The organism is Streptomyces sp. NPDC101227 (genome assembly GCF_044767545.1).
Taxonomy (GTDB): Bacteria; Actinomycetota; Actinomycetes; order Streptomycetales; family Streptomycetaceae; genus Streptomyces.
In genome coordinates this window covers 79,694-103,702 of sequence record NZ_JBIWOD010000002.1, presented here as the reverse complement: position 1 = coordinate 103,702, position 24,009 = coordinate 79,694, and the positions used below count along the sequence as shown (strand labels likewise).

The following is a 24,009-nucleotide window of genomic DNA, read 5'->3' as shown; positions in this document are numbered from 1 at the left end:
CCCCCCCCCCCCCCGGCGGCCCCCCCGGGGGGGGGGGGGGGGGGGGGCGGCCGCCCCCCCCCCCCCCCCCCCCGGGGGGGGGCCCCGGGGGGGGGGGGGGGGGCGCCGCGCCCGGCGACCACGCTGCTCACCCTTCTGGAGGTACCCCATGTCCCGTCGCGACGGCGACGTCCTTCCCCTGACGGCGGCCCAGCGTGAGATCTGGCTCGCCGAGCAACGCTCCCGGACGGCGATCCCGGGCTATCGCGTCGGCGAGTTCCTGGAGATCCACGGGCCGGTGGATCCGGAGCTGTTCGAAACCGCGCTGCGCCGGGTGATCGACGAGGTCGACGCCCTGCACGTGAGCTTCGTCGACGAGGGCGAGGGCCCACGGCAGGTCCTCCGGGAGACCTGGGACTGGGCGCCGGCACACCTCGATCTCAGCGGGGAGCCCACACCCCGTGCGGCGGCCATGGAGTGGATGGAGCGGGACCTGATGCGCCCGCTGGACCTCGCCCGTGATCCGCTGTTCGGCCACGCGCTGATCCGGCTGTCACCGACGGACTTCCTCTGGTACCTGAACTACCACCACGTCGTGCTGGACGCGCTGAGCAGCTCCCTGGTCAGGCAGCGGGTCGGCGAGGTGTACTCGGCGCTGGCCGAGGGCGGCGCCGTGCCGCCGTGCCCGTTCGGCTCGCTACGGGACCTGGTCGACAGCGACGCCGCCTACCGCTCGTCCGTGGACTTCACCGAGGACCGCTCCTACTGGACGGAGCGCTTCGCGGACCGACCGGCTCCGACGCGGCTCACCGACAGGTCCGCGACCGACCCGAACCGTGCCCTGTGCCTGGCAGGGGAGCGGGAGCTGCGGCGCCCCGACGCGTTGCGGGCGGCGGCGGTGCGGGCCGGTGTCCGGTGGTCCCGGGTGCTGATCGCGGCGACGGCGCTCTACGCCCACCGGCTGACCGGAACGCAGGACGTGGTGCTCGCCCTTCCCGTCACCGCCCGCCGGTCCGCCGACCGAGACCTGATGTCGGTGCCGGGCACGATGTCCAACGTGGTGCCCCTGCGGCTGACCGTACGGCCGGACATGCGGTGGCACGAACTCGTCGCCCAGGTGGCGGGGGAGGTCGACGCGGCCGTCGCGCACGAGCGCTACCGGAGCGAGGACCTGCTGCGCGAGCTCGGGGGGCCTGGAAGCATCGGGACGGCGTTCCCGCTGATCGTCAACATCATGGCCTTCAACTCCAGGCCGAGCTTCGCCGGGTATCCCGCCTCCGTGCACCACTTCGTGTCGGGGTCGACCACCGACCTCGCCGTATGGGTGTTCGACTACAGGGACGGTAATCCTCCGCTCCTTCGGCTCCACGGCTCACCGGAGGCGTACGGCGACGACGACCTCGCCGCCCACCAGCAGCGGCTGCTCGCGCTGATCGACACCGTCGCGGACTGCGACCCGGACGAGGCGGTGGGCCGGATCGCACTGCTCACGGCCGAGGAGCGGCTCGAGTTGGCGACCGTCGGCACCGGGCCGGCGGCGGAGGTCCCGGCCGCGAGCCTGCCGGAGCTGTTCCGGGAGCACCTGCGGGCGACCCCGGACCTCGTGGCGCTGGTGTGCGGAGACGCCTCGCTGACGTACGCGGAGCTGGAGGCGCGGGCGAACCGGCTGGCACACGCCATGATCTCCCGGGGGGTGGGGCCGGAGCGGCTGGTGGCGGTGTCCCTGCCGCGCTCGGCCGAACTGGTGGTGGCGATCCTCGCGGTGCTGAAGACCGGCGCGGCGTACGTCCCGGTCGATCCGGAGTACCCGGTCGCCCGGATCACCTACATGCTCGACGATGCGCGGCCGGCATTGCTGGTGACCGATTCCCGTACCCGGGACCGGCTGTCCGGGACCGGTCCCGCCGGGTGGTTGGTGATCGACGCCCCGGAGAGCGCGGCGCTGGTGGCGGGTTGCCCGGCGGTGGATCCGGAGGCGGCCGTCGATCCGGGGCATCCGGCGTACGTCATCTACACCTCCGGTTCCACCGGGCGCCCCAAGGGTGTGGTGACGACCCACGGTGGCCTGCGCAACCTGTTCGAGAACCAGCGCACGGTGCTGTTCCCGCCGTCGGGCGAGCGGCGGGCGCGGGTGGCGCTGACCACGTCGGTGTCGTTCGACGCGGCCTGGGACCAGCTCTTCGGCCTGTTCGCCGGCCACGAACTGCACGTCCTCGACCAGGCGACCTGGACCGACCCCGACGCCTTCGTGGACCACGCCCGACGACACCGGCTCGACTACGTCGGCGCGACCCCTTCCTACCTTCAAGTCCTCGTCTCGCACGGCCTGTTGAGTGATCCCGATCGGCGTCCGGCGGTGGTCGGGGTCGGCGGCGAGGCCGTTCCGGAGCAACTGTGGGCGGATCTGCGGGCGGCCGACGGGGTCACCTGCCTCAACCTCTACGGTCCGGCCGAGTGCACCGTCGACTCGGCGATCGCCCCTGTGGGACCGAGCCCGCGCCCCGTGATCGGCCGCCCGGTCGGCAACACCCGGCTGTACGTGCTGGACGGCGCGCTGCGGCCGATGCCCACGGGGGTGACGGGTGAGCTGTACATCGCCGGCGCGGGTCTGGCGCGGGGCTATCTGAACCGGCCGGGTATGACTGCCGAGCGGTTCGTGGCGGACCCGTTCGGGCCGACGGGGTCGCGGATGTACCGCACCGGTGACCTGGTGCGGTGGGGGTCGGACGGGAACGTGGAGTTCTGCGGCCGTACCGACGACCAGGTCAAGGTCCGGGGGTTCCGGATCGAACTCGGCGAGATCGAGGCCGTGCTCGTCGAGCACCCGCAGGTCGCGCGGGGCGCCGTGGTGGTGCGTCCCGAAGAGGGTGACCGCCTGGTCGCGTACTTCGTGCCGGTACCCGGTGCCTCCGTGGCCGAGTCCGCGCTGCGCGAGCACCTGCGCGAGCACCTGCGCGAGCGGCTGCCCGGGTACATGGTGCCGGCCGCGTTCGTGCTGCTGGACGCACTGCCGCTGACGCCGAACGGGAAGCTCGACCGACGGGCTCTGCCGGCTCCCGAGCAGGCCGCGGCCGCCCCGGGCCGCGCTCTGCGCACCGCGACCGAACACCTACTGGCCGGGCTGTTCGCCGAGGTGCTCGGGGTGGCCGAGGCCGGGCCGGACGACAGCTTCTTCGACCTCGGCGGGCATTCGCTGCTGGCCACCCGGCTGGTCGCCAGGGCACGGTCGGTGCTGGGCGTGGAGCTGAGGCTGAGCGATCTGTTCGACGCGCCGACGGTGGCGGAACTGGCGGCGGCGGTGGACGTCGCGGGCCGGGCGCGGCCGGCGCTGGGGCGGCGCGAGCGGCCCGAGGTGGTCCCGCTGTCCTTCGCACAGCGCCGGTTGTGGTTCCTGCACCGCATGGACGGCCCGAGCGCCACGTACAACATCCCGCTGGCGCTGCGGCTGTCCGGAAACCTCGACCAGCGGGCCATGGAAGCCGCTCTGGCGGACGTGGTCGAGCGGCACGAGAGCCTGCGCACCGTCGTCCCCGTGGTCGACGGCGTGCCGTGCCAGCGGGTGCTGGACCTCGACGGGGCACGGCCGCGACTGCGGATGACCGAGGTCGGCGAGGGCGACCTGCCGGATCGGCTGACGGAGGCGGCCCGGCACGGCTTCGAGCTCTCCGAGGAGCCGCCGCTGCACGCCGAACTGTTCCGGCTGGGAGCCGACGAGCACGTGCTGCTGCTGGTGGCGCATCACATCGCCGGTGACGGCTGGTCGATGGGGCCGCTCTCGCGGGACCTGGCGACCGCGTACGCGGCCCGTTCCGAAGGGGCGAAGCCGGAGTGGTCTCCGCTGCCGGTCCAGTACGCCGACTACACCCTCTGGCAGCAGGAGCTGCTCGGTGAAGGCTCCGACCCGGACAGCCTGCTGAGCGCTCAACTTGCCTACTGGAGTGAGCAATTGGCGGACCTGCCCGAGCGGGTCGAGCTGCCGTTCGACCGGACCAGGCCGGCGGTGATGTCCCACCGGGGCGCCCACCTGCCGGTGCGGATCGACGCCGAACTGCACCAGGGCCTGCGCGCGCTCGCCCGTGACGGCGGGGCCAGCCTCTTCATGGTGCTCCAGGCCGGGCTGGCCGCCCTGCTGGGCAAGCTCGGCGCGGGCACCGACGTCCCGATCGGCACGCCGATCGCCGGACGCACCGACGAGGCCGTGGACGACCTGGTCGGCTTCTTCGTCAACACCCTGGTGCTGCGTACCGACCTCTCCGGCGACCCGTCGTTCACCGAACTGCTGGGCCGGGTGCGCGCCGACGCGCTGGCCGCGTACGCGCATCAGGACGTGCCGTTCGAGCACCTGGTAGAGGCGCTGAACCCGACCCGGTCGCTGGCACACCACCCCCTGTTCCAGACCATGCTCGCGTTGCAGAACGCGCCGCTCGGGACGTTCGACCTGCCGCGGCTGCGCGTGGCGGCCGACCTGGTCCACACCGGGACGGCCAAGTGCGACCTGACCTTCCTGCTGACCGAACAGCCCGGCACGCACGGGCTGTCGGGCGTGGTGGAGTACAGCACCGACCTGTTCGACGCGGCCACCGTGGAGGGGATCGTCGACCGGTGGCTGCGGCTGCTCCGCGCCGTGGTCGCCGACCCCGGCCGGCGGATCGGCCAGGTGGACGTGCTGTCCGCCGACGAGCTCCATGCGCTGCTGTCGGCCGGCGCCGGCCGGAGCGGGGAGTTGCCGGAGAGCGGCATCACCGCGCTCTTCGAACGGCAGGTACGGGCGAACCCGGCGGCGGTCGCGGTGGTGAGCGGCGAAGTCATGCTCACCTACAGCGAGTTGAACGCCCGGGCCAACCGGCTTGCGCACCATCTGATCACCCGGGGTGTGGGGCCGGAGCAGCTGGTGGCGCTGGCCCTGCCGCGCTCGGCCGAGCTGGTGGTGGCGATCCTCGCGGTCCTCAAGGCGGGAGCCGCCTACGTTCCGGTGGACCCGGAGTACCCCGCCGCCCGGATCGCCTACCTGCTTCAGGACGCCCGGCCATCGCTGCTCGTGACGACGGGCCGGACCGGCGAACTGCCGGATGCGGACCCGGTGGACCGGCTCCTGCTGGACGTCGTCGACCTGGGCGGACTGCCGGACACCGACCCGGAGGTCCACCTCGATCCAGGCCATCCCGCCTATGTCATCTACACCTCCGGATCCACCGGCAACCCCAAGGGCGTCGTGGTCCCGCACCGGAACGTGGTGCGGCTGTTCGGCACCACCCAGGAGCTGTTCGGCTTCTCCCCCGAGGACGTCTGGCCCCTGTTCCACTCCTACGCGTTCGACTTCTCGGTCTGGGAGCTGTGGGGCCCGCTGCTGCACGGCGGCCGCCTGGTCGTCGTGGACCACGAGACCAGCCGCTCGCCCCACCGGTTCCTGGAGCTCCTCGCCCGTGAGCGGGTGACGGTGCTCAACCAGACGCCGTCCGCCTTCTACCAGCTGATGCGGGCGGACGAGGAGGCACCGGAGACCGGCCGTTCACTCGCCCTGCGCACCGTTGTGTTCGGCGGCGAGGCACTGGACCACGCGCGGCTGAAGAGCTGGTACGAACGGCATCCGGACGACGCGCCGCTGCTGGTCAACATGTACGGCATCACCGAGACCACCGTGCACGTGACCTACGCCGCGCTCGACCGGTCCGGCGCCGCCGCAGGACACGTCGGCGCGGCCATCCCGGACCTGCGCACGTACGTGCTGGACGCCCACCTGCGGCCGGTGCCCCCGGGCGTGCCCGGCGAGCTGTACGTCGCGGGGGCCGGGCTGGCACGCGGTTACCTGAACCGGCCGGGTCTGACCGCCGGGCGCTTCGTGGCCGACCCGTTCGGGCCGGCCGGTGCGCGGATGTACCGCAGCGGCGACGTCGTGCGACGGTGCCCGGACGGCAGCCTGCGGTTCGTGGGCCGGGCCGACGACCAGGTGAAGGTCCGCGGCTTCCGGATCGAACTCGGCGAGATCGAGGCGGCGCTCGCCGCGCACCCCGGCGTCGCCCAGGTCGCCGTCCTGGCGCGGCAGGACCGGGCCGACGACACCCGGCTGGTCGCCTACCTGGTGCCCGCCCCGGAGGCCGCACCGCGCTCGGCCGGACTGCGCGAGCATCTGCGGGAGCGGCTGCCGGAGTACATGGTGCCGGCCGCTTTCGTCACCCTGGAAAGCCTGCCGCTGACCGCCAACGGCAAGCTGGACCGGCGTGCGCTGCCCGCACCCGATCTCGCTCCGACGCACACCGGCCGCGCGCCGCGCACGCCGCAGGAGCAGATCCTTTGTGAGCTGTTCGCCGAGGTCCTCGGGGTGGCCGAGGCAGGCGTCGAGGACAGCTTCTTCGACCTGGGCGGGCATTCGCTGCTGGCGACCCGCCTGGTGGCCCGGGTCCGGGCGACCCTGGGGGTGGAGCTGGAGCTGCGCACCCTGTTCGAGACCCCGACCCCGGCCGGAGTGGCCTCCGTCCTGGCGGGCGCCCGCCAGGCGCAGCGGGCACTGGTGCCCCAGCCGCGGCCCGGCAGGGTCCCGCTGTCGTTCGCGCAGCGGCGGCTCTGGTTCCTGCACCAGTTGGAGGATGCCGGCGAGAACTACCACATCTCCCTGGCCTGGCGGCTGTCCGGTCGCGTGGACCGGCGGGCCCTGGCGGCCGCGCTGGCGGACGTGGTGGCCCGGCACGAGACGCTGCGCACCGTCTTCCCGGTGGTGGACGGCGTGCCGTACCAGCAGGTCCTGGACGTCGTGGCGGCCCGTCCGCGGCTGGACGTGAGCCGGACCACCGAGGCCGGGCTGCCGGGCGCGCTGGCGACCGCGAAGGCTCGTCCGTTCGACCTGGCGGTCGATCCCCCGTTGCGCGTCGGGCTGTTCGGGCTGGCGCCGGACGAGCACGTGCTCCAGGTGGTGCTCCATCACATCGCGGGTGACGGCTGGTCGCTGGGCCCGCTCGCGCAGGACCTGACCGCCGCCTACGCGGCGCGCTGCCGCGGCGGGGAACCGCGGTGGGCGGAGCTGCCGGTCCAGTACACCGACTACACCCTGTGGCAGCACGAGCTGCTCGGCGAGGCCACCGACCGGGACAGTCCGTTCGCCCGCCAGGCGGCCTACTGGACCCGGCAGTTGGCCGACCTGCCGGAGCAGATCCGGCTGCCCGTTGACCGGCCCCGCCCGGCGGTCGCCTCGCACCGGGGCGGCGTCGTGCGCGCCGGCCTGGACGCGGAGCTGCACCGCGGTCTGCGCGAGCTGGCCCGCGCGCACGGGACCAGTCTGTTCATGGTGCTGCAGGCCGGGCTGGCGGCGCTGCTGAGCAAGCTCGGTGCGGGCGACGACATCCCGGTCGGCAGCCCGGTCGCCGGCCGGACCGACCAGACGCTCGACGAGCTGGTCGGTTACTTCGTCAACACCCTGGTGTTCCGTACGGACACCTCGGGCGATCCGACGTTCGCCGAGCTGCTGGGCCGGGTGCGGGACACGTCGCTGGCCGGGTACGCCCATCAGGACCTGCCGTTCGAGTACCTGGTCGAAGCCCTCAACCCGGTGCGGTCGCTGGCGCACCACCCGCTGTTCCAGGTCATGCTGGTGCTGCAGAACGCGCCCCGGGCCGACTTCGCCCCGCCGGGGCTGCGCGTCGGCGAGGTGGCACTGACCACGACCACGTCCAAGTTCGACCTGGTCTTCTCGCTGTCCGAGCGGCACGCCGGAGACGGTTCCCCGGCCGGGATCGATGCGTTCGTCCAGTTCGCGAGCGATCTGTACGACCCGGCAACCGTCGACACGATGGTCGCGCGGTGGGTGCGGCTGCTGAGGGCCGCCGTCGCCGAACCGCAGCGGCGGCTCGGCCAGGTCGATCTGCTGTCCGCCGAGGAGCGCCGCGAGCTGCTGCCCGCCGTCGAGGGCGGGGCCGTCGCCGAGAGCGAGAGCGTGCTGGAGGCCTTCGCGGCGCAGGTGGCGGCCACCCCGGACGCCGTTGCGCTGGCCGCCGAAAACGTAACGCTGACGTACCGTCAGGTGAATGCCTGGGCCAACCGGTTCGCGCATGCGCTGATCGCCCGCGGGGTGGCGGCCGAGCAGGTCGTGGCGGTGGCGCTGCCGCGGTCGGTGGAGTTCGTGGTGGCCGTACTGGGCGTCCTGAAGACGGGAGCCGCCTATCTGCCGGTGGATCCGGCGTACCCGGAGTCGCGGATCGCGTTCATGCTGGAGGACGCGCGGCCGAGCGTGGTGGTCGACGACCCGGCGATGGTGGCCGAGGCGTCAAAGTGGCCGGAGACCGAGCCGGTCGTGGCCGTGGACGCCCGGCACGCGGCGTATGTGATCTACACGTCGGGTTCGACGGGCCGGCCCAAGGGCGTGGTGGTGAGCCACGCGGGGATGCGGGCGATGGCGGCGGCGCAGACCGAGCGGCTCGTCATCGACGCCGGCAGCCGGGTGCTCCAGTGTTCCTCGCCGAGCTTCGACGTCTCGCTGTGGGACATCCTCGGCGCTCTGCTCACCGGTGCGGCCCTGGTGCCGGCACCCGCGACCGAGCCGGTCGCCGCGCTGACCGACCCGAGCCTCATGCTCACCCATGCGACGGTGCCGCCGTCCGTGCTGGCGGCACTGTCGCCGGATGCGGTGGCCGTGCCGACGCTGACGGTGGCGGGTGAGGCGTGCCCGCCGGAGCTGGTGGCGCGCTGGGCGCCGGGCCGCCGGATGATCAATGCGTACGGTCCGACGGAGACGACGGTGTGCGCGACGATGAGCGAGCCGCTGTCGCCGGGGTCGGGCGTGCCGCCGATCGGCCGTGCCGTCGCCGGTCTCCGGGCGTACGTGCTGGACCAGCGGCTGGGCCTGGTGCCGCCGGGCGTGACCGGGGAGCTGTACCTCGCCGGCCCGGGCGTGGCACGCGGCTACCTGAACCGGCCGGGGCTGACCGCGGGGCGGTTCGTCGCCTGCCCGTTCGGCGCGGCGGGCGAGCGCATGTACCGCACCGGGGACCTGGTGCGCCGACGTGCTGACGGCCAGTTGGAGTTCCTCGGCCGTGCCGACGACCAGGTCAAGGTGCGCGGCTTCCGGATCGAACTGGGCGAGATCGAGACGGCGCTGGCCGAACACCCGCAGGTGGGTCAGGTCGCGGTGATCGCCCGGAAGGACCAGGCCGAGGACACCCGCCTGGTCGCCTACCTGGTGCCCGCCACCGGCGCCGAGCCCGTGCCGGAGGAGCTGCGCGCCCACCTCCGCGAGTGGCTGCCGGACTACATGGTGCCCGCCGCGTACGTCGTCCTCGACGCCCTGCCGTTGACCGCCAACGGCAAGCTCGACCGACGCGCCCTGCCCGAGCCCGAGTTCACCGGGTCCCCCGTGGGCAGGGCGCCGCGCACTCCGCAGGAGCAGGTGCTGGCCGGGCTGTTCGCCGAGGTACTGGGCCTGACGCAGGTCGGCGTCGACGACAACTTCTTCGACCTGGGCGGACATTCCCTGCTGGCCACCCGGCTGGTGGCCCGGGTCCGGGCGGCCCTGGGCGTCGAGCTGGCGCTGCACACCCTGTTCCGGACCCCGACGGTGGCCGGGCTGGCCGCCGTTCTGGGGGGCGCCGACCGAGCCAGGCTCGCCCTGGGGCGGACGGAGCGACCCGAGCGGGTACCGCTGTCGTCCGCGCAGCGGCGGCTGTGGTTCCTGCACCAGCTGGAGGGCGCCGGACCGATCTACAACGTGCCGCTGGCGTGGCGGCTCTCCGGACCGCTGGACCGGGTGGCCCTGGAGAAGGCGCTCGCCGACGTCGTCGACCGGCACGAGAGCCTGCGCACGGTCTTCCCGGCGGTGGACGGCGCCCCGTTCCAGCAGGTGCTGGCCCCAGGGGCGGTGCGGCCGAAGCTGCGGGCCGTCCCGGCGGACGAGACGGACCTGCCGGAGCTGCTGGCGGCGGCCGCGGGGCGCGGATTCGACATCGAATCCGAACCGCCGTTGCGCGCCGAGCTGTTCGAGGCGGCACCGGACGAGCACGTGCTGCTGGTGGTGGTCCACCACATCGCCGGTGACGGCTGGTCACTGGGCCCGCTGTCGACCGACCTGGCCACCGCGTACGCGGCGCGCTGCCGGGGCGAGGAACCGCGGTGGGCGCCGCTGCCCGTTCAGTACGCCGACTACACCCTGTGGCAGCAGCAGCTGCTCGGCGACGCGGCCGACCAGGACAGTCTGTTCGCCCGCCAGACGGCCTACTGGACACGGACGTTGGCCGACCTGCCGGAGCAGATCCGGCTTCCTGCCGACCGCCACCGCCCCTCCGTTCCCTCCCATTCCGGCGGCCACCTCGCGGTCGAGCTGGACGCCGAGCTGCACGCCGGGCTCATCCGCCTGGGCCGGGAGCACGGGGCCAGCGCCTACATGGTGTTGCAGGCCGCGCTGGCGGCGCTGCTGGACAAGCTCGGCGCGGGAGCGGACATCCCCGTCGGCAGCCTGATCGCCGGCCGGACCGACCAGGCGCTGGACGACCTCGTCGGGTTCTTCGTCAACACCCTGGTGCTGCGCACCGACACCTCGGGCGATCCGACGTTCGCCGAGCTGCTGGGCCGGGTGCGGGAGAACGCGCTGGCGGCGTACGCGCACCAGGACCTGCCGTTCGAGCACGTCGTCGAGGCCCTCAACCCGGCCCGGTCGCTCGCGCGCCAGCCCCTGTTCCAGGTGCTGCTCGCGCTGCAGAACGTGCCCCGCACCGAGTTCGCCCTGCCCGGCCTGAGCTCCGAGATCGTACTGGTGCGGACGCCCGCGGCGATGTTCGACCTCGCCATCCACCTGCTGGAGCGCGGCGGCACCGGCGGGCCGGCCGAGGGCATCATCGGGCGGGTCGAGTACAGCACCGACCTGTTCGACCACGCCACGGTGGAGGCGCTGGTCGCCCGGTGGCTGCGTCTGCTGGCGTCGGTGGTCGCCGAGCCGGACCGGCCGCTGAGCCGGATCGACGTCCTCGCCGCCGACGAGCGGCACGAGCTGCTGGTCGTACGCAACGACACCGCGTGCCCGGCTTCCGTCACCGGCCTGCCGTCCCTGTTCGAGGCCCAGGTCCGGGCGACCCCGGACGCCCCGGCGGTGGTGTTCGAGGACACCGCACTGACCTACCACGAGCTGAACCGCAGGGCCAACCGCCTGGCGCACGCGCTGATCGCACGCGGGGTGGGGCCGGAGCGGGTCGTCGCCCTGCGGCTGCCGCGCTCCACCGAGCTGGTGGTCGCCGTCCTCGCGGTCCTCAAGACGGGTGCGGCGTACCTGCCGGTCGACCCGGACTACCCGGCCGCCCGCATCGCATACATGCTGCAGGACGCGCGACCCGCGGTGGTGCTCGACGACCTCGCGGCCGTCACACCGGTCGACGAGCAGCCGGAGCACGATCCGGCCGTCGCCATGGACACCCGGCACCCCGCCTACGTCATCTACACCTCGGGCTCCACCGGCCGGCCCAAGGCCGTGGTGATGCCCGCCGCCGGGCTGCTGAACCTGCTGGCGTGGCATCACAGGGCCGTCGGTGGCGAACCCGGCACCCGCACCGCGCAGTTCACCGCGATCAGCTTCGACGTCTCGGTGCAGGAGATGCTCTCCGCGCTGCTGTACGGCAAGACCCTCGTGGTGCCGACCGAGGAACAGCGCCGCAGCGCCGAACTGTTCGCCCGGTGGCTGGACCGGCACGGGGTCGAGGAGCTGTTCGCACCCAATCTCGTCGTCGAGGCGCTGGCCGAGGCCGCCGAGGAGGCCGGACTGGAGCTGCCGAAGCTGCGGCTGATCGCGCAGGCCGGCGAGGCGATGCGGCTGGGCGGTGCGGTACGCCGCTTCCAGGCCCGGCGGCCGGGCCGGGTGCTGCACAACCACTACGGCCCCGCCGAGACCCACGTGATCACCGCCTACCCGCTGCCCGCCGACTCCGCCGACTGCCCACTGCCGGTGCCGATCGGCCGGCCGATCGCCAACTGTCAGGTGTACGTGCTGGATTCGGCCCTGCGGCCGGTCGCCCCCGGCGTGACGGGCGAGCTGTACCTCTCCGGGGCGGGACTCGCCCGCGGCTACCTGAACCGCTCCGGGCTCACCGCCTCGCGGTTCGTCGCCAACCCGTACGGTCCGGCCGGCGCGCGGATGTACCGCACCGGGGACCTGGTCCGCTGGCGCGCCGACGGCGAGCTGGAGTTCGGGGGCCGGACGGACCACCAGGTGAAGGTCCGCGGCTTCCGGGTCGAGCCGGGCGAGATCGAGGCCGAGTTGGCCGCGCACCCGGGCGTCGCCCAGGTTGCGGTGCTCGCGCGGGTGGACCGGCCGGGCGAGACCCGGCTCGTCGCGTACGTGGTGCCCACGGCCGAGGCGGGGGCGACGGCTGCGGCGCTGGCGACGCACCTGAGCGACCGCGTGCCGGACTACCTGGTGCCATCGGCGTTCGTGCTGCTGGACGCGCTGCCGCTGACGGCGAACGGGAAGCTGGACCGTGCGGCACTGCCCGCGCCCGAGCCGGAATCCGCCGGGAGCGGCCGCGCGCCGCGGACGCCGCAGGAGCAGATCCTGTGCGAGTTGTTCGCCGAGGTGCTGGGCCTGCCCCGGGCCGCGGTCGACGACGACTTCTTCGACCTGGGCGGGCACTCCCTGCTCGCGACCCGGCTGGTCTCGCGGGTCCGGGCGACCCTCGGCGTCGAGCTGGAACTGCGCAGCCTGTTCCGGACGCCGACGCCCGCCGGGCTCGCGGCCGGGCTGAACGACGCCGGCACGGCGCGGCAGGCCCTGGTTCGCCGGCCCCGCCGCGATCCCATGCCGCTGTCGTTCGCGCAGCGCCGGCTCTGGTTCCTCCAGCAGTTCGGAACGCCGAGCGCCACCTACCACATGCCTCTCGCCCTGCGGCTGTCCGGCGATCTCGACCGGTCCGCGCTGAGTGCCGCGCTCGCCGACGTGGTGGCCCGGCACGAGACCCTGCGCACGGTCTTCCCGCACACCGACGGCGTTCCGCACCAGCGGGTGCTGGACGCCGCCGAGGCCGCCGTACCGCTGGCCGTGCGTGCGGTCGGCGAGGCGGAGGTCCCGGGCCTGCTGCGCGAGGCGGCGGCACGGGCATTCGACCTGTCGTCGGAACTGCCGCTGCGGGCGGAGCTTTTCGAGGTCGCGCCGCGGGAGCACGTACTGCTGCTGGTGATGCACCACATCGCCGGTGACGGCTGGTCCATGGGCCCGCTGGCCCGCGACCTCACCGCGGCCTACGCCACCCGGCGGGGCGGTGGGGCGCCCGAATGGCCGCCGCTTCCGGTGACGTACGGCGACTACACCCTGTGGCAGCACGAGATCCTCGGCGACGAGGACGACGCGGACAGTGCGTTCGCGCGGCAGGTCGCCTACTGGACCGATGCGCTGGCCGGACTGCCCGACCAGCTGCACCTGCCGGCCGACCGGCCGCGTCCGGCCGCCGTCTCGTACCGCGGCGACCTGCTGGACGTCCGGATCGACGCCGAACTGCACGCGGCTCTGGTGGAGTTGGCGCGGCGCACCGGTAGCAGTCTGTTCATGGTGCTGCAGGCGGGCCTGGCCGCGCTGTACACACGGTTGGGCGCGGGAGTGGACATCCCGATCGGGAGCCCGATCGCGGGACGTACGGACGAGGCACTGGACGATCTGGTCGGGTTCTTCGTGAACACCCTGGTACTGCGCACCGACACGAGCGGCGACCCGACATTCGCCGAACTGCTGGGACGCGTACGGGAGACGGCACTGTCGGCCTTCGCGCACCAGGACGTGCCGTTCGAGCACCTGGTGGAGGTCCTCAACCCGTCCCGGTCGCTGTCCCACCACCCGCTGTTCCAGACCGGGCTGGTCGTACAGAACGCGCCGGGCGGCGACTTCGAGCTGCCCGGCCTGACGGCGACCGGGATGGCCGTGCCCACCGGGACCTCCCGGCTCGACCTGACCTTCGGCCTGGCGGAGCAGCACGGTTCCGATGGCGCGCCGGCCGGTCTGAGCGGTGCGGTCGAGTACAGCGCCGACCTGTTCGACCGCTCGACGGTCGAGACCCTCTTCGCCCGGTGGACCCGGCTGCTGGCCGCGGTCACGGCCGCTCCGGACCGGCCGATCGGCGGGCTCGATCTGCTGTCCGACGAGGAGCGCCGCGAGCTGCTGCCTGCCGCCGACAGCGGGGCCGCCACCTCGAGCCTGCCGGAGCTGCTCGCGGCGCAGGTGGCGGCGACGCCGGATGCGGTCGCGCTGGTCTGCGGCGATGTCGAGCTGACGTACAGCCAGTTGAATGCGCGGGCGAACCGGTTCGCGCATGCGCTGATCGCCCGCGGCGTCGGACCGGAGCAGATCGTGGCGGTGGCCCTGCCACGGTCACTGGAGTCGGTCGTGGCAGTCCTGGGCGTGCTCAAGGCCGGGGCCGCATACCTTCCGGTGGACCCGTCGTACCCCGAGTCACGGATCGCGTTCATGCTGGACGACGCCCGCCCGACCGCGGTGATCGACGACCCCGCGACGGTCGACGACGGCAACTGGCCCGAGACCGATCCGGAAATCACGCTCGACGTCCGGCATCCCGCCTACGTGATCTACACATCGGGCTCCACCGGCCACCCCAAGGGCGTCACGGTGAGCCACACCGGCGTGCAGGGCCTCGTGGCGACGCAGGTCGAGCGGCTCGGCGTGCTGCCGGGCAGCCGGGTGCTCCAGTTCGCCTCGCCCAGCTTCGACGCGTCGTTCTGGGACCTGTGCAGCGCCCTGCTCACCGGTGCCGCCCTCGTCCTGGCCCCGTCGGAGGCCCCGCTGGAGGCCCTGACGGACCGCCGGCTCGACGTCACCCATGTGACGCTGCCGCCCTCGGCCCTGACGGCACTCGACGGCGCCGACGTCACGGCGGCCACTCTGGTGGTGGCGGGTGAAGCGTGTGCGCCGGAGCTGGTGGCCCGGTGGGCGCCCGGACGCCGGATGATCAACGCGTACGGTCCGACGGAGACGACGGTGTGCGCGACGATGAGCGACCCGCTCTCACCGGGGTCGGGCGTGCCGCCGATCGGCCGACCGGTCGCGGGCTTCCGGGCATACGTGCTGGACGAGCGCTTGCGCATCGTGCCGCCGGGTGTGGTGGGAGAGCTGTACGTCGCGGGCCCGGGCCTGGCGCGCGGGTACCTGAACCGGCCGGGCCTGACAGCCGGGCGGTTCGTCGCCTGCCCCTTCGGCACGGACGGCGAACGCATGTACCGCACCGGCGACCTGGTACGCCGACGCACCGACAACGAGCTGGAGTACGTCGGCCGCACCGACGACCAGGTCAAGGTCCGCGGCTTCCGCATCGAACTCGGCGAGATCGAAGCGGCCCTGGCCGAGCACCCCACCGTCGCCCGAGCCGCCGTCCTCGCACACGACGACCGGCTCGTCGGCTACGTGGCGGCGCGTCCCGAAGCGGTCGTAGATCCGGCGGAGCTGACGGCGTATCTGCGCGACCGCCTGCCCGACTACCTGGTGCCGTCGGCGTTCGTGCTGCTGGACGCGCTGCCGCTGACGCCGAACGGGAAGCTGGACCGGGCGGCGCTGCCCTCGCCCGGGTCGGTGACCACGGCGTCGGGCCGGGCACCGCGTACGCCGCAGGAGCAGATCCTGTGTGAGTTGTTCGCCGAGGTGCTGGGCGCGTCGCGGGTCGGGGTCGACGACGACTTCTTCGACCTGGGCGGGCACTCCCTGCTCGCCACCCGGCTGGTCGCACGGATCCGCTCGGTGCTCGGCGTGGAGCTGGGGCTGCGCGCGCTCTTCCAGGCGCCCACCGTGGCGGGACTGGCCGAGGCGTTGGCCGAGGCCGGCCGCGCCCGCCCGGCACTGACGGCGCAGGTGCGTCCGGAAGCGGTACCGCTCTCCTTCGCCCAGCGCCGGCTCTGGTTCCTGCACCGCATGGACGGCGCCGCCGCGACGTACCACATCCCGCTGGCGCTCCGGCTGACCGGGACGCTCGACGCGGCGGCGCTGGACGAGGCGCTCTCCGATGTGGTGGAGCGGCACGAGAGCCTGCGGACGGTGTTCCCTGAGGTCGACGGCGTACCGTGCCAGCGCGTCCTGGACCCTGCTGCGGCCCGGCCCCGGGTGCGGTTGACCGGGGTGTCGGAGGCCGAACTGCCGGAGCGCCTCGCCGAGTTCGCCCAGAAGCCCTTCGATCTGGCCTCGGAACCGCCGCTACGGGCGGAGCTGTTCGAGGTCGCGCCGCGGGAGCACGTACTGCTGCTGGTGATGCACCACATCGCCGGTGACGGCTGGTCCACCGGTCCGCTGGCCCGCGACCTGGCCGAGGCGTACGCCGCGCGGTGCGAGGACCGGGCGCCGAGCCGGCCGGTCCTGCCGGTGCAATACGCCGACTACACGCTGTGGCAGCGCGATCTGCTCGGCGACGCCGCCGACCCGGAGAGCCGGTTCGCTGGCCAACTCGACTACTGGAAGCGGCAGTTGTCCGATCTGCCGGAGCTGCTCCAGCTGCCGGCCGACCGGTCGCGGCCGCCCGTCGCCCGCTGGCACGGAGGCCATGTCGGCCTGGAGCTGAACCCCGAACTGCATGCGGCTCTGGTGGAGTTGGCGCGGCGCACCGGTAGCAGTCTGTTCATGGTGCTGCAGGCGGGCCTGGCCGCGCTGTACACACGGTTGGGCGCGGGAGTGGACATCCCGATCGGGAGCCCGATCGCGGGGCGTACGGACGAGGCGCTGGACGATCTGGTCGGGTTCTTCGTGAACACCCTGGTACTGCGAACCGACACGAGCGGCGACCCGACGTTCGCCGAACTGCTGGGACGCGTACGGGAGACGGCACTGTCGGCCTTCGCGCACCAGGACGTGCCGTTCGAGCACCTGGTGGAGGTCCTCAACCCGTCCCGGTCGCTGTCCCACCACCCGCTGTTCCAGACCGTCCTGGCCGTGCAGAACGCGCCGATGGGCCGTTTCTCGCTGCCCGGCCTGGAGGTCGCCACCTACGCGGTGGCCACCGGAACCGCCAAGTTCGACCTCGGTGTGAACCTCGCCGAACAGTTCGGGCCGGACGGAAGTCCGGCCGGGATCGTCGGCGCGGTGGAGTACGCCACCGACCTGTTCGACGAGGACACGGTCGCCGCCCTGACCCGGCGCTGGACGCTCCTGCTGGAGGCGGTCACCGCCGACCCGGAGCAGCCGATCGGACTGATCGACCTCCTCGACGCCGACGAGCGGCACCGGCTGCTGGAGTGTGGCAACGCGACCGCCCGTGAGGTGGGCGCCGTACCGGTGCCGGCGGCGTTCGCGGCGCAGGTGGCGGCGACGCCGGATGCGATCGCGCTGGTCTGCGGCGATGTCGAGCTGACGTACAGCCAGTTGAATGCGCGGGCGAACCGGTTCGCGCATGCGCTGATCGCCCGCGGCGTGGGACCGGAGCAGATCGTGGCGGTGGCCCTGCCACGGTCACTGGAGTCGGTCGTGGCAGTCCTGGGCGTGCTGAAAGCCGGGGCCGCATACCTTCCGGTGGATCCGTCGTACCCCGAGTCACGGATCGCGTTCATGCTGGACGACGCCCGCCCGACCGCGGTGATCGACGACCCCGCGACGGTCGACGACGGCGACTGGCCCGAGACCGATCCGGAAATCACGCTCGACGTCCGGCATCCCGCCTACGTGATCTACACATCGGGCTCCACCGGCCGCCCCAAGGGCGTCGTGGTCGGCCACGGCGGCGTGGCGAGTCTGGTCGCCGCCCAGATCGAGCGGTTCGCGATCGAACCCGACAGCAGGGTGCTCCAGTTCGCCTCACCCAGCTTCGATGCCTCGGTGTCGGAGGTCTACACCGCCCTGCTGCGCGGCGCTGCCCTGGTGCTGCCCCCTGCGGCGGATCCGGTCGCCGCGCTGACCGACCCGGACCTCGCGGTCACCCACGTCACCGTGCCCCCGTCCGTCCTGGCCGCCCTGCCGCAGGACGCGCTGACCGTGTCGACGCTGGTGGTGGCGGGTGAAGCCTGCCCACCGGAGCTGGTGGAACGCTGGGCACCGGGCCGTCGGATGATCAACGCATACGGTCCGACGGAGACGACGGTGTGCGCGACGATGAGCGACCCGCTCTCACCGGGGTCGGGCGTGCCGCCGATCGGCCGACCGATCACCAACGCCCGGGTGTACGTCCTGGACGAGCGGATGCGGCCGGTGCCGCCGGGTGTGGTGGGAGAGCTGTACGTCGCGGGCCCGGGCCTGGCGCGCGGGTACCTGAACCGGCCAGGACTGACGGCCGGGCGGTTCCTCGCCTGCCCCTTCGGCACGGACGGCGAACGCATGTACCGCACCGGCGACCTGGTGCGCCGCCGCACCGACAGCGAGCTGGAGTACGTCGGCCGCACCGACGACCAGGTCAAGGTCCGCGGCTTCCGCATCGAACTCGGCGAGATCGAAGCAGCCCTGGCCGAGCACCCCACCGTCGCCCGAGCCGCCGTCCTCGCACAGGAAGGCCGGCTCGTCGGCTACGTCGTCCCGCGCCGGGAGGCGGCCCGGGACGGCGGCCTCGAAGCCGACCACGTGGGCGAGTGGCGGGACATCTACGACGCCCTGCCCATCGTTCCCGAGGAAGCCGCCTTCGGCCAGAACTTCGTCGGCTGGAACAGCAGTTACGACGCGAGCCCGATCCCCGTCGAGCAGATGCGGGAGTGGCGGGACGCCACCGTGGCGCGCATCCTGGCCCTGCGCCCCCGCCGGGTGCTGGAGGTCGGCGTCGGCACCGGTCTGCTCCTCTCGGGGATCGCACCGCACTGCGAGGCCTACTGGGCGACCGACTTCTCCGCCACCGCGATCGACGCGCTGGCCGCCCAAGTGGCGCGGGAGGAGCGGCTGGCCGGGCGTGTGGTGCTGGAGACCCGCCCGGCGCACGACACCGACGGGCTGCCGGTCGGGTGGTTCGACACCATCGTGCTGAACTCGGTGGTGCAGTACTTCCCGTCCGCCGACTACCTCGCGGACGTGATCGACCGGCTGATGCGGCTGCTCGCCCCCGGCGGCGCGCTCTTCGTCGGCGACGTCCGCAATCTGCGGCTGCTGCGCCCGCTGGCGACGGCCGTCCAGCTCCACCGGGCCGACGACGGCGCCGACCTGCCCGCCGTGCGCCGTGCCGTGGAGCAGGCCCTTCTGGTGGAGAAGGAACTCCTGGTCGACCCGGACTTCTTCACCGTCCTGCGCGACCGCGGCACCGTCGGGGCCGTGTCCGTGGAGGTCAAGCGCGGCCGGCACCACAACGAGCTCACCCGCTACCGCTACGACGTCACGCTGCACGAGCAGTCGGCCGCACCGACGGCACCGGCCGCGCCGCAGGAACTGACGTGGGGCCGAGAGGTCGCCGACCTCACGGAGGTGCGCGAGCTGTTCGCCCGGCCCGGCGCGGACCCGGTGCGCATCACCGGGGTGCCGAACCGGCGCGTCGCCCGCGAGGCGGCGCTGGCCCGGGCGGTGCAGAACGGGGACGGCACGCTCGCCGAACTGCTGGACCGGCTGCACGGCCCGGACAACGGCGGCCTGCCCGACCCGGAGGACCTCCGTGAGCTCGGCGACGCACTCGGCCGCCGGGTGGAGGTCACCTGGTCGGCCGGCGCGCCCGACGCCCTGGACGTCGTCATCTCCGGCGTACCGGGAGACGCCCCCGTCGAGGCCTACCGGCCGCTGCGGCCGTCCGGCACCCCGCTGTCCTCGCTCACCAACCGCCCCACCGGAAGCCGCGCCACGGGCGCCCTCGTCGGCGCACTCCGCGACCGGTTGCGCGAGCGGCTGCCGGACTACCTGGTGCCGTCGGCCATCGTCGTCCTGGACGCACTGCCGCTGACCGCCGGCGGCAAGGTCGACCGCCGTGCGCTGCCCGCCCCCGACCTGGGGGGGGCCGCGACCGGGCGGGCGCCGCACACCCCGCAGGAACAACTGCTCGCCGAGCTCTTCGCCGATGTGCTCGGGCTGCCCAAGGTCGGCATCGAGGACAGCTTCTTCGACCTCGGCGGGCATTCCCTGCTGGCGACCCGCCTGGCCGCCCGGGTCCGGGCGGCCTTCGGCGCGGAGCTGGAGGTCCGCACGCTCTTCGAGCACCCGACCGTGGCCGCCCTGGCGGCCCGCCTCGACGGCTCGGTCACGCAGCGGCCCGCGCTGACCGCCCGTCCGCGCCCCGAGAGGATCCCGCTGTCCTTCGCCCAGCAACGCCTGTGGTTCCTGCACCGCATGGACGGGCCGAGCGCCACCTACAACATGCCGCTCGCGCTGCGCCTGGACGGCGCGCTGGACCGTGCGGCGCTGCATGCCGCGCTCGCCGACGTGATTGCCCGGCACGAGAGCCTGCGGACGGTCCTGCGCGAGGCGGACGGCGTGCCGTACCAGCTCGTGCTGAGCGAGGACGAGGCCCGCCCCGAGCTGCCGGTCATCGAGCTCGATGACGTACGACTGGCCGACGGGCTGGCGGCGGGGGCCCAGCGCGGCTTCGACCTGGCCGCCGAGCCGCCGATCCGCGCCGAGCTGTACGCGCTTGCCGCCGACCGGCATGTGCTGCTGCTCGTCGTGCACCACATCGCGGCCGACGGCTGGTCGATGAGCCCGCTCTCCCGCGACCTGGCGACGGCCTACGCGTCCCGCTGCCGGGGCGAGGAACCGCAGTGGTCCCCGCTGCCGGTGCAGTACGCCGACTACACCCGGTGGCAACGCGATCTGCTCGGCGACGCCGCCGACCCGGACAGCCTGTTCGCCAGGCAACTCGCCTATTGGAGCGAGGAGTTGACCGCACTGCCGCAGCGGCTGCAGCTGCCCGCGGACCGGCCCCGGCCGGCGGTGGCCTCCCAAAAGGGCGGCAAGATCGCCGTTCGGCTGGACGCCGAGCTGCACCAGGCGCTGCGGGACCTGGCCACCGCGCGCGGCGCCAGCATGTTCATGGTGCTCCAGGCCGGCCTCGCCGCGCTGCTCACCCGGCTCGGCGCCGGCAGCGACATCCCGATCGGCAGCCCCATCGCCGGGCGCACGGACCAGGCCCTGGACGACCTCGTCGGGTTCATGGTCAACACCCTGGTGCTGCGCACCGACACGAGCGGCGACCCCGGCTTCGCCGAACTGCTCGGCCGGGTACGGCAGAAGGCGCTGTCCGCGTACGCCCACCAGGACGTGCCGTTCGAGTACCTGGTCGAGGTCGTCAACCCGGCCCGATCGCTGTCGCACCACCCGCTGTTCCAGATCATGCTGGCCCTGCAGAACGCGCCATTGAGCGAGTTCACGCTGCCGGGGCTGGCGACCGGCTACCTGGACGCGCCGACCGGCACCGCGCGGGTCGACCTGACGTTCAGTCTGGCCGAGCAGTACCGGCCGGACGGCACCCTCGACGGCATGGCCGGTGCGGTGGAGTACGCCACCGATCTGTTCGACCCGGCCACCGTGGAGCTGCTGTTCGCCCGCTGGGTGCGGTTGCTGCGCGCGGTGGTTGCCGACCCCGAGCGGCCGATCGGCCGGATCGACATCATGTCGGGCGAGGAGCGCCACCGGCTGCTGGCCGAGTTCAACGACACCGCCGCCGAGCTGCCGGAGGCCGCGCTGCCGGAGCTGTTCGCCCGTCAGGTGCGCGCCACCCCGGATGCGGTGGCCGTCGTGGCGAACGGCACCGAGCTGACGTATCGGGAACTCGACCTGCGGGCCAACCGCCTCGCGCGGGCGCTGATCCGCCAGGGCGTGGTGCCGGAGGCGCCGGTCGCGGTACTGCTGGAGCGCTCGGCGGATCTGGTCGTGGCGATCCTGGCGATCATCAAGGCGGGCGGCGCCTACGTGCCCCTCGACTCGCGGTTCCCGCAGTCCCGCATCGACCTGATCCTCCAGGAGGCCGGGGCCGCGCTGGTCCTCACCGATGACGTGCTGACCGCTCTGATCCAGGCCGAGTCCGACTCCTCCGACCCCGAAGTCGGCTGTGAGCCAGGGCAGTTGGCGTACGTGATGTACACCTCCGGCTCAACCGGTCGGCCGAAGGGCGTGGCCGTCACTCACCGCGATGTGGTGGCCCTCGCCCTGGCCGCCTGCTGGCGCGGCGGTGGACACGAGCGGGTACTGCTGCACTCCCCCACCGCATTCGACCTCTCGACGTACGAGCACTGGGTGCCGCTGCTCGGCGGCGGCCGGGTCGTGGTCGCACCGCCCGGCCGGCTCGACCTCGACCTGCTGCACCAGGCGGTCACCGAGCATCAGGTGACCGGGCTGTGGCTGACGGCCGGCCTGTTCCGCCTGGTCGCCGAGGAGCGGCCGGCCCTGCTCTCGGGGGTCCGCGAGGTGTGGACCGGCGGTGACGTGGTCTCTCCGGCCGCCGTCGCGCGGGTGCTGGGGGCCTGCCCCGGCATCACGGTGGTCAACGGCTACGGGCCCACCGAGGCCACGACGTTGTCCACCTGCCACCCGGTGCACACCCCCTCCGAGCACGCCGCGACCGTGCCGATCGGCCGGCCGATGGCGAACGTCCGCGCCTACGTGCTCGACGCCCGGCTGCGGCCGGTGCCGCCGGGCGTGGTCGGCGAGCTGTACCTCGCGGGGGTGGGCGTGGCCCGGGGCTACGTCGGCCGGCCCGGCCTGACGGTACAGCGGTTCACCGCCGATCCGTACGGGCCGGCCGGGGACCGGATGTACCGCACGGGCGACCTGGCGTGGTGGCTGGCCGACGGCACGCTGGAGTTCGCCGGACGGGCCGACCACCAGGTCAAACTGCGCGGCTTCCGGATCGAGCCCGGCGAGATCGAGGCGGTGCTCGCGAGTTGCCCGGGCGTCGCCCAGGTGGCCGTCGTCGTCCGCGAGGACCAGCCGGACGACAAGCGGCTCGTCGCCTACCTGGTGCCCGCTCCCGAGGGTGGGCCCGAGGCGGGCGAGCTGTCGGAGCGGCTGCGCCGCGAACTGCCCGAGTACATGGTGCCGTCGGCGTTCGTCACCCTGGACGTGCTGCCGTTGACCGCGAACGGCAAGCTGGACCGGGCCGCCCTGCCGGCACCCGACTACGGTGCGCCGGGCGCCGGGCGCGGCCCCCGGACGCCGCAGGAGCAGTTGCTGTGCGACCTCTTCGCCCAGGTCCTGGGCCGGGAGCAGGTGGGCATCGACGACAGCTTCTTCGACCTGGGCGGGCACTCCCTGCTTGCCGCCCGCCTGGTCTCCCGCGTCCGCGAGACCCTCGGCGTCGAGGTGGGCCTGCGCACGCTGTTCGAAGCGCCGACCGTGGCCGGGCTCACGGAACGCCTGGTCATGAACGATCCCGACGACGCGTTGGATGTGCTGCTGCCGCTGCGTACGACCGGGAGCCGGACACCGCTGTTCTGCATCCACCCCGGCGGCGGCATCAGCTGGTCGTACAGCGGGCTCCTGAACCACATCGGTTCCGAGTACCCGGTCTACGCGATCCAGGCGCGCGGCCTCGGCCGTCCCGAACCCCGGCCGACGTCCTTCGAGGAGATGGCGGCCGACTACGCCGAGCAGATCCGCAAGATCCAGCCCGAGGGCCCGTACCTGCTGCTCGGCTGGTCCGCCGGCGGGCTGATCGCCCACGCGGTCGCCTGCGAGCTGCAGGCTCACGGCGAGCGGACCGCGCTGCTGGCGGTCCTCGACGCCTACCCGGTGAAGGACGTGGCGTTCGAGGAGGTGCCCGTGCCCACCGAGCGGGACGTGCTCGTCGGCGTGCTCGACTGCAACCTCGACGACCTGGGCGACCGGCCGCTGACCTATGGCGAGGTCGCCGAGATCCTGCGCGAGCGGGGCAGCGCGCTGGCCGGTCTGACGGGGCAGCAGATCGAGGTCGTGGTCCAAATCATGATCAACAACGCGAAGCTGGCGGTCGACTTCGTCCCCGGCACGTTCGACGGGGACCTGCTGCTGTTCAACTCCACGATCGACCGGAGCGGGGACAACGCCGGGCCCGGGACCTGGCGCCCGTACATCACCGGCCGGATCGCCTCGCACGAGATCACCACCCGGCACGACCGGATGACCCAAGCCGGCTCGCTGGCCCAGATCGGACCGGTGCTGGCCGCCAAGCTCGCCGAGGCCACCGGTGACACCCCAACCCGCAACCAGGAGGACTGATTCCC

Annotated in this window: 1 protein-coding gene; it reads left to right on the top strand. The window is 73.4% G+C overall.

Annotated elements, in window-relative coordinates:
* The first annotated feature begins 148 nt into the window (after positions 1-148).
* Positions 149-24,004, top strand: a complete 23,856-nt coding sequence (locus ACIRPT_RS04295) for a non-ribosomal peptide synthase/polyketide synthase (protein ID WP_403822001.1) — start codon at positions 149-151, stop codon at positions 24,002-24,004.
* Positions 24,005-24,009 lie beyond the last annotated feature (5 nt).

What these genes read in the sequence shown, in the direction of transcription:
- ACIRPT_RS04295 (WP_403822001.1), top strand. Translation starts at nt 149, where the DNA reads ATGTCCCGTCGCGACGGCGACGTCCTTCCCCTGACGGCGGCCCAGCGT.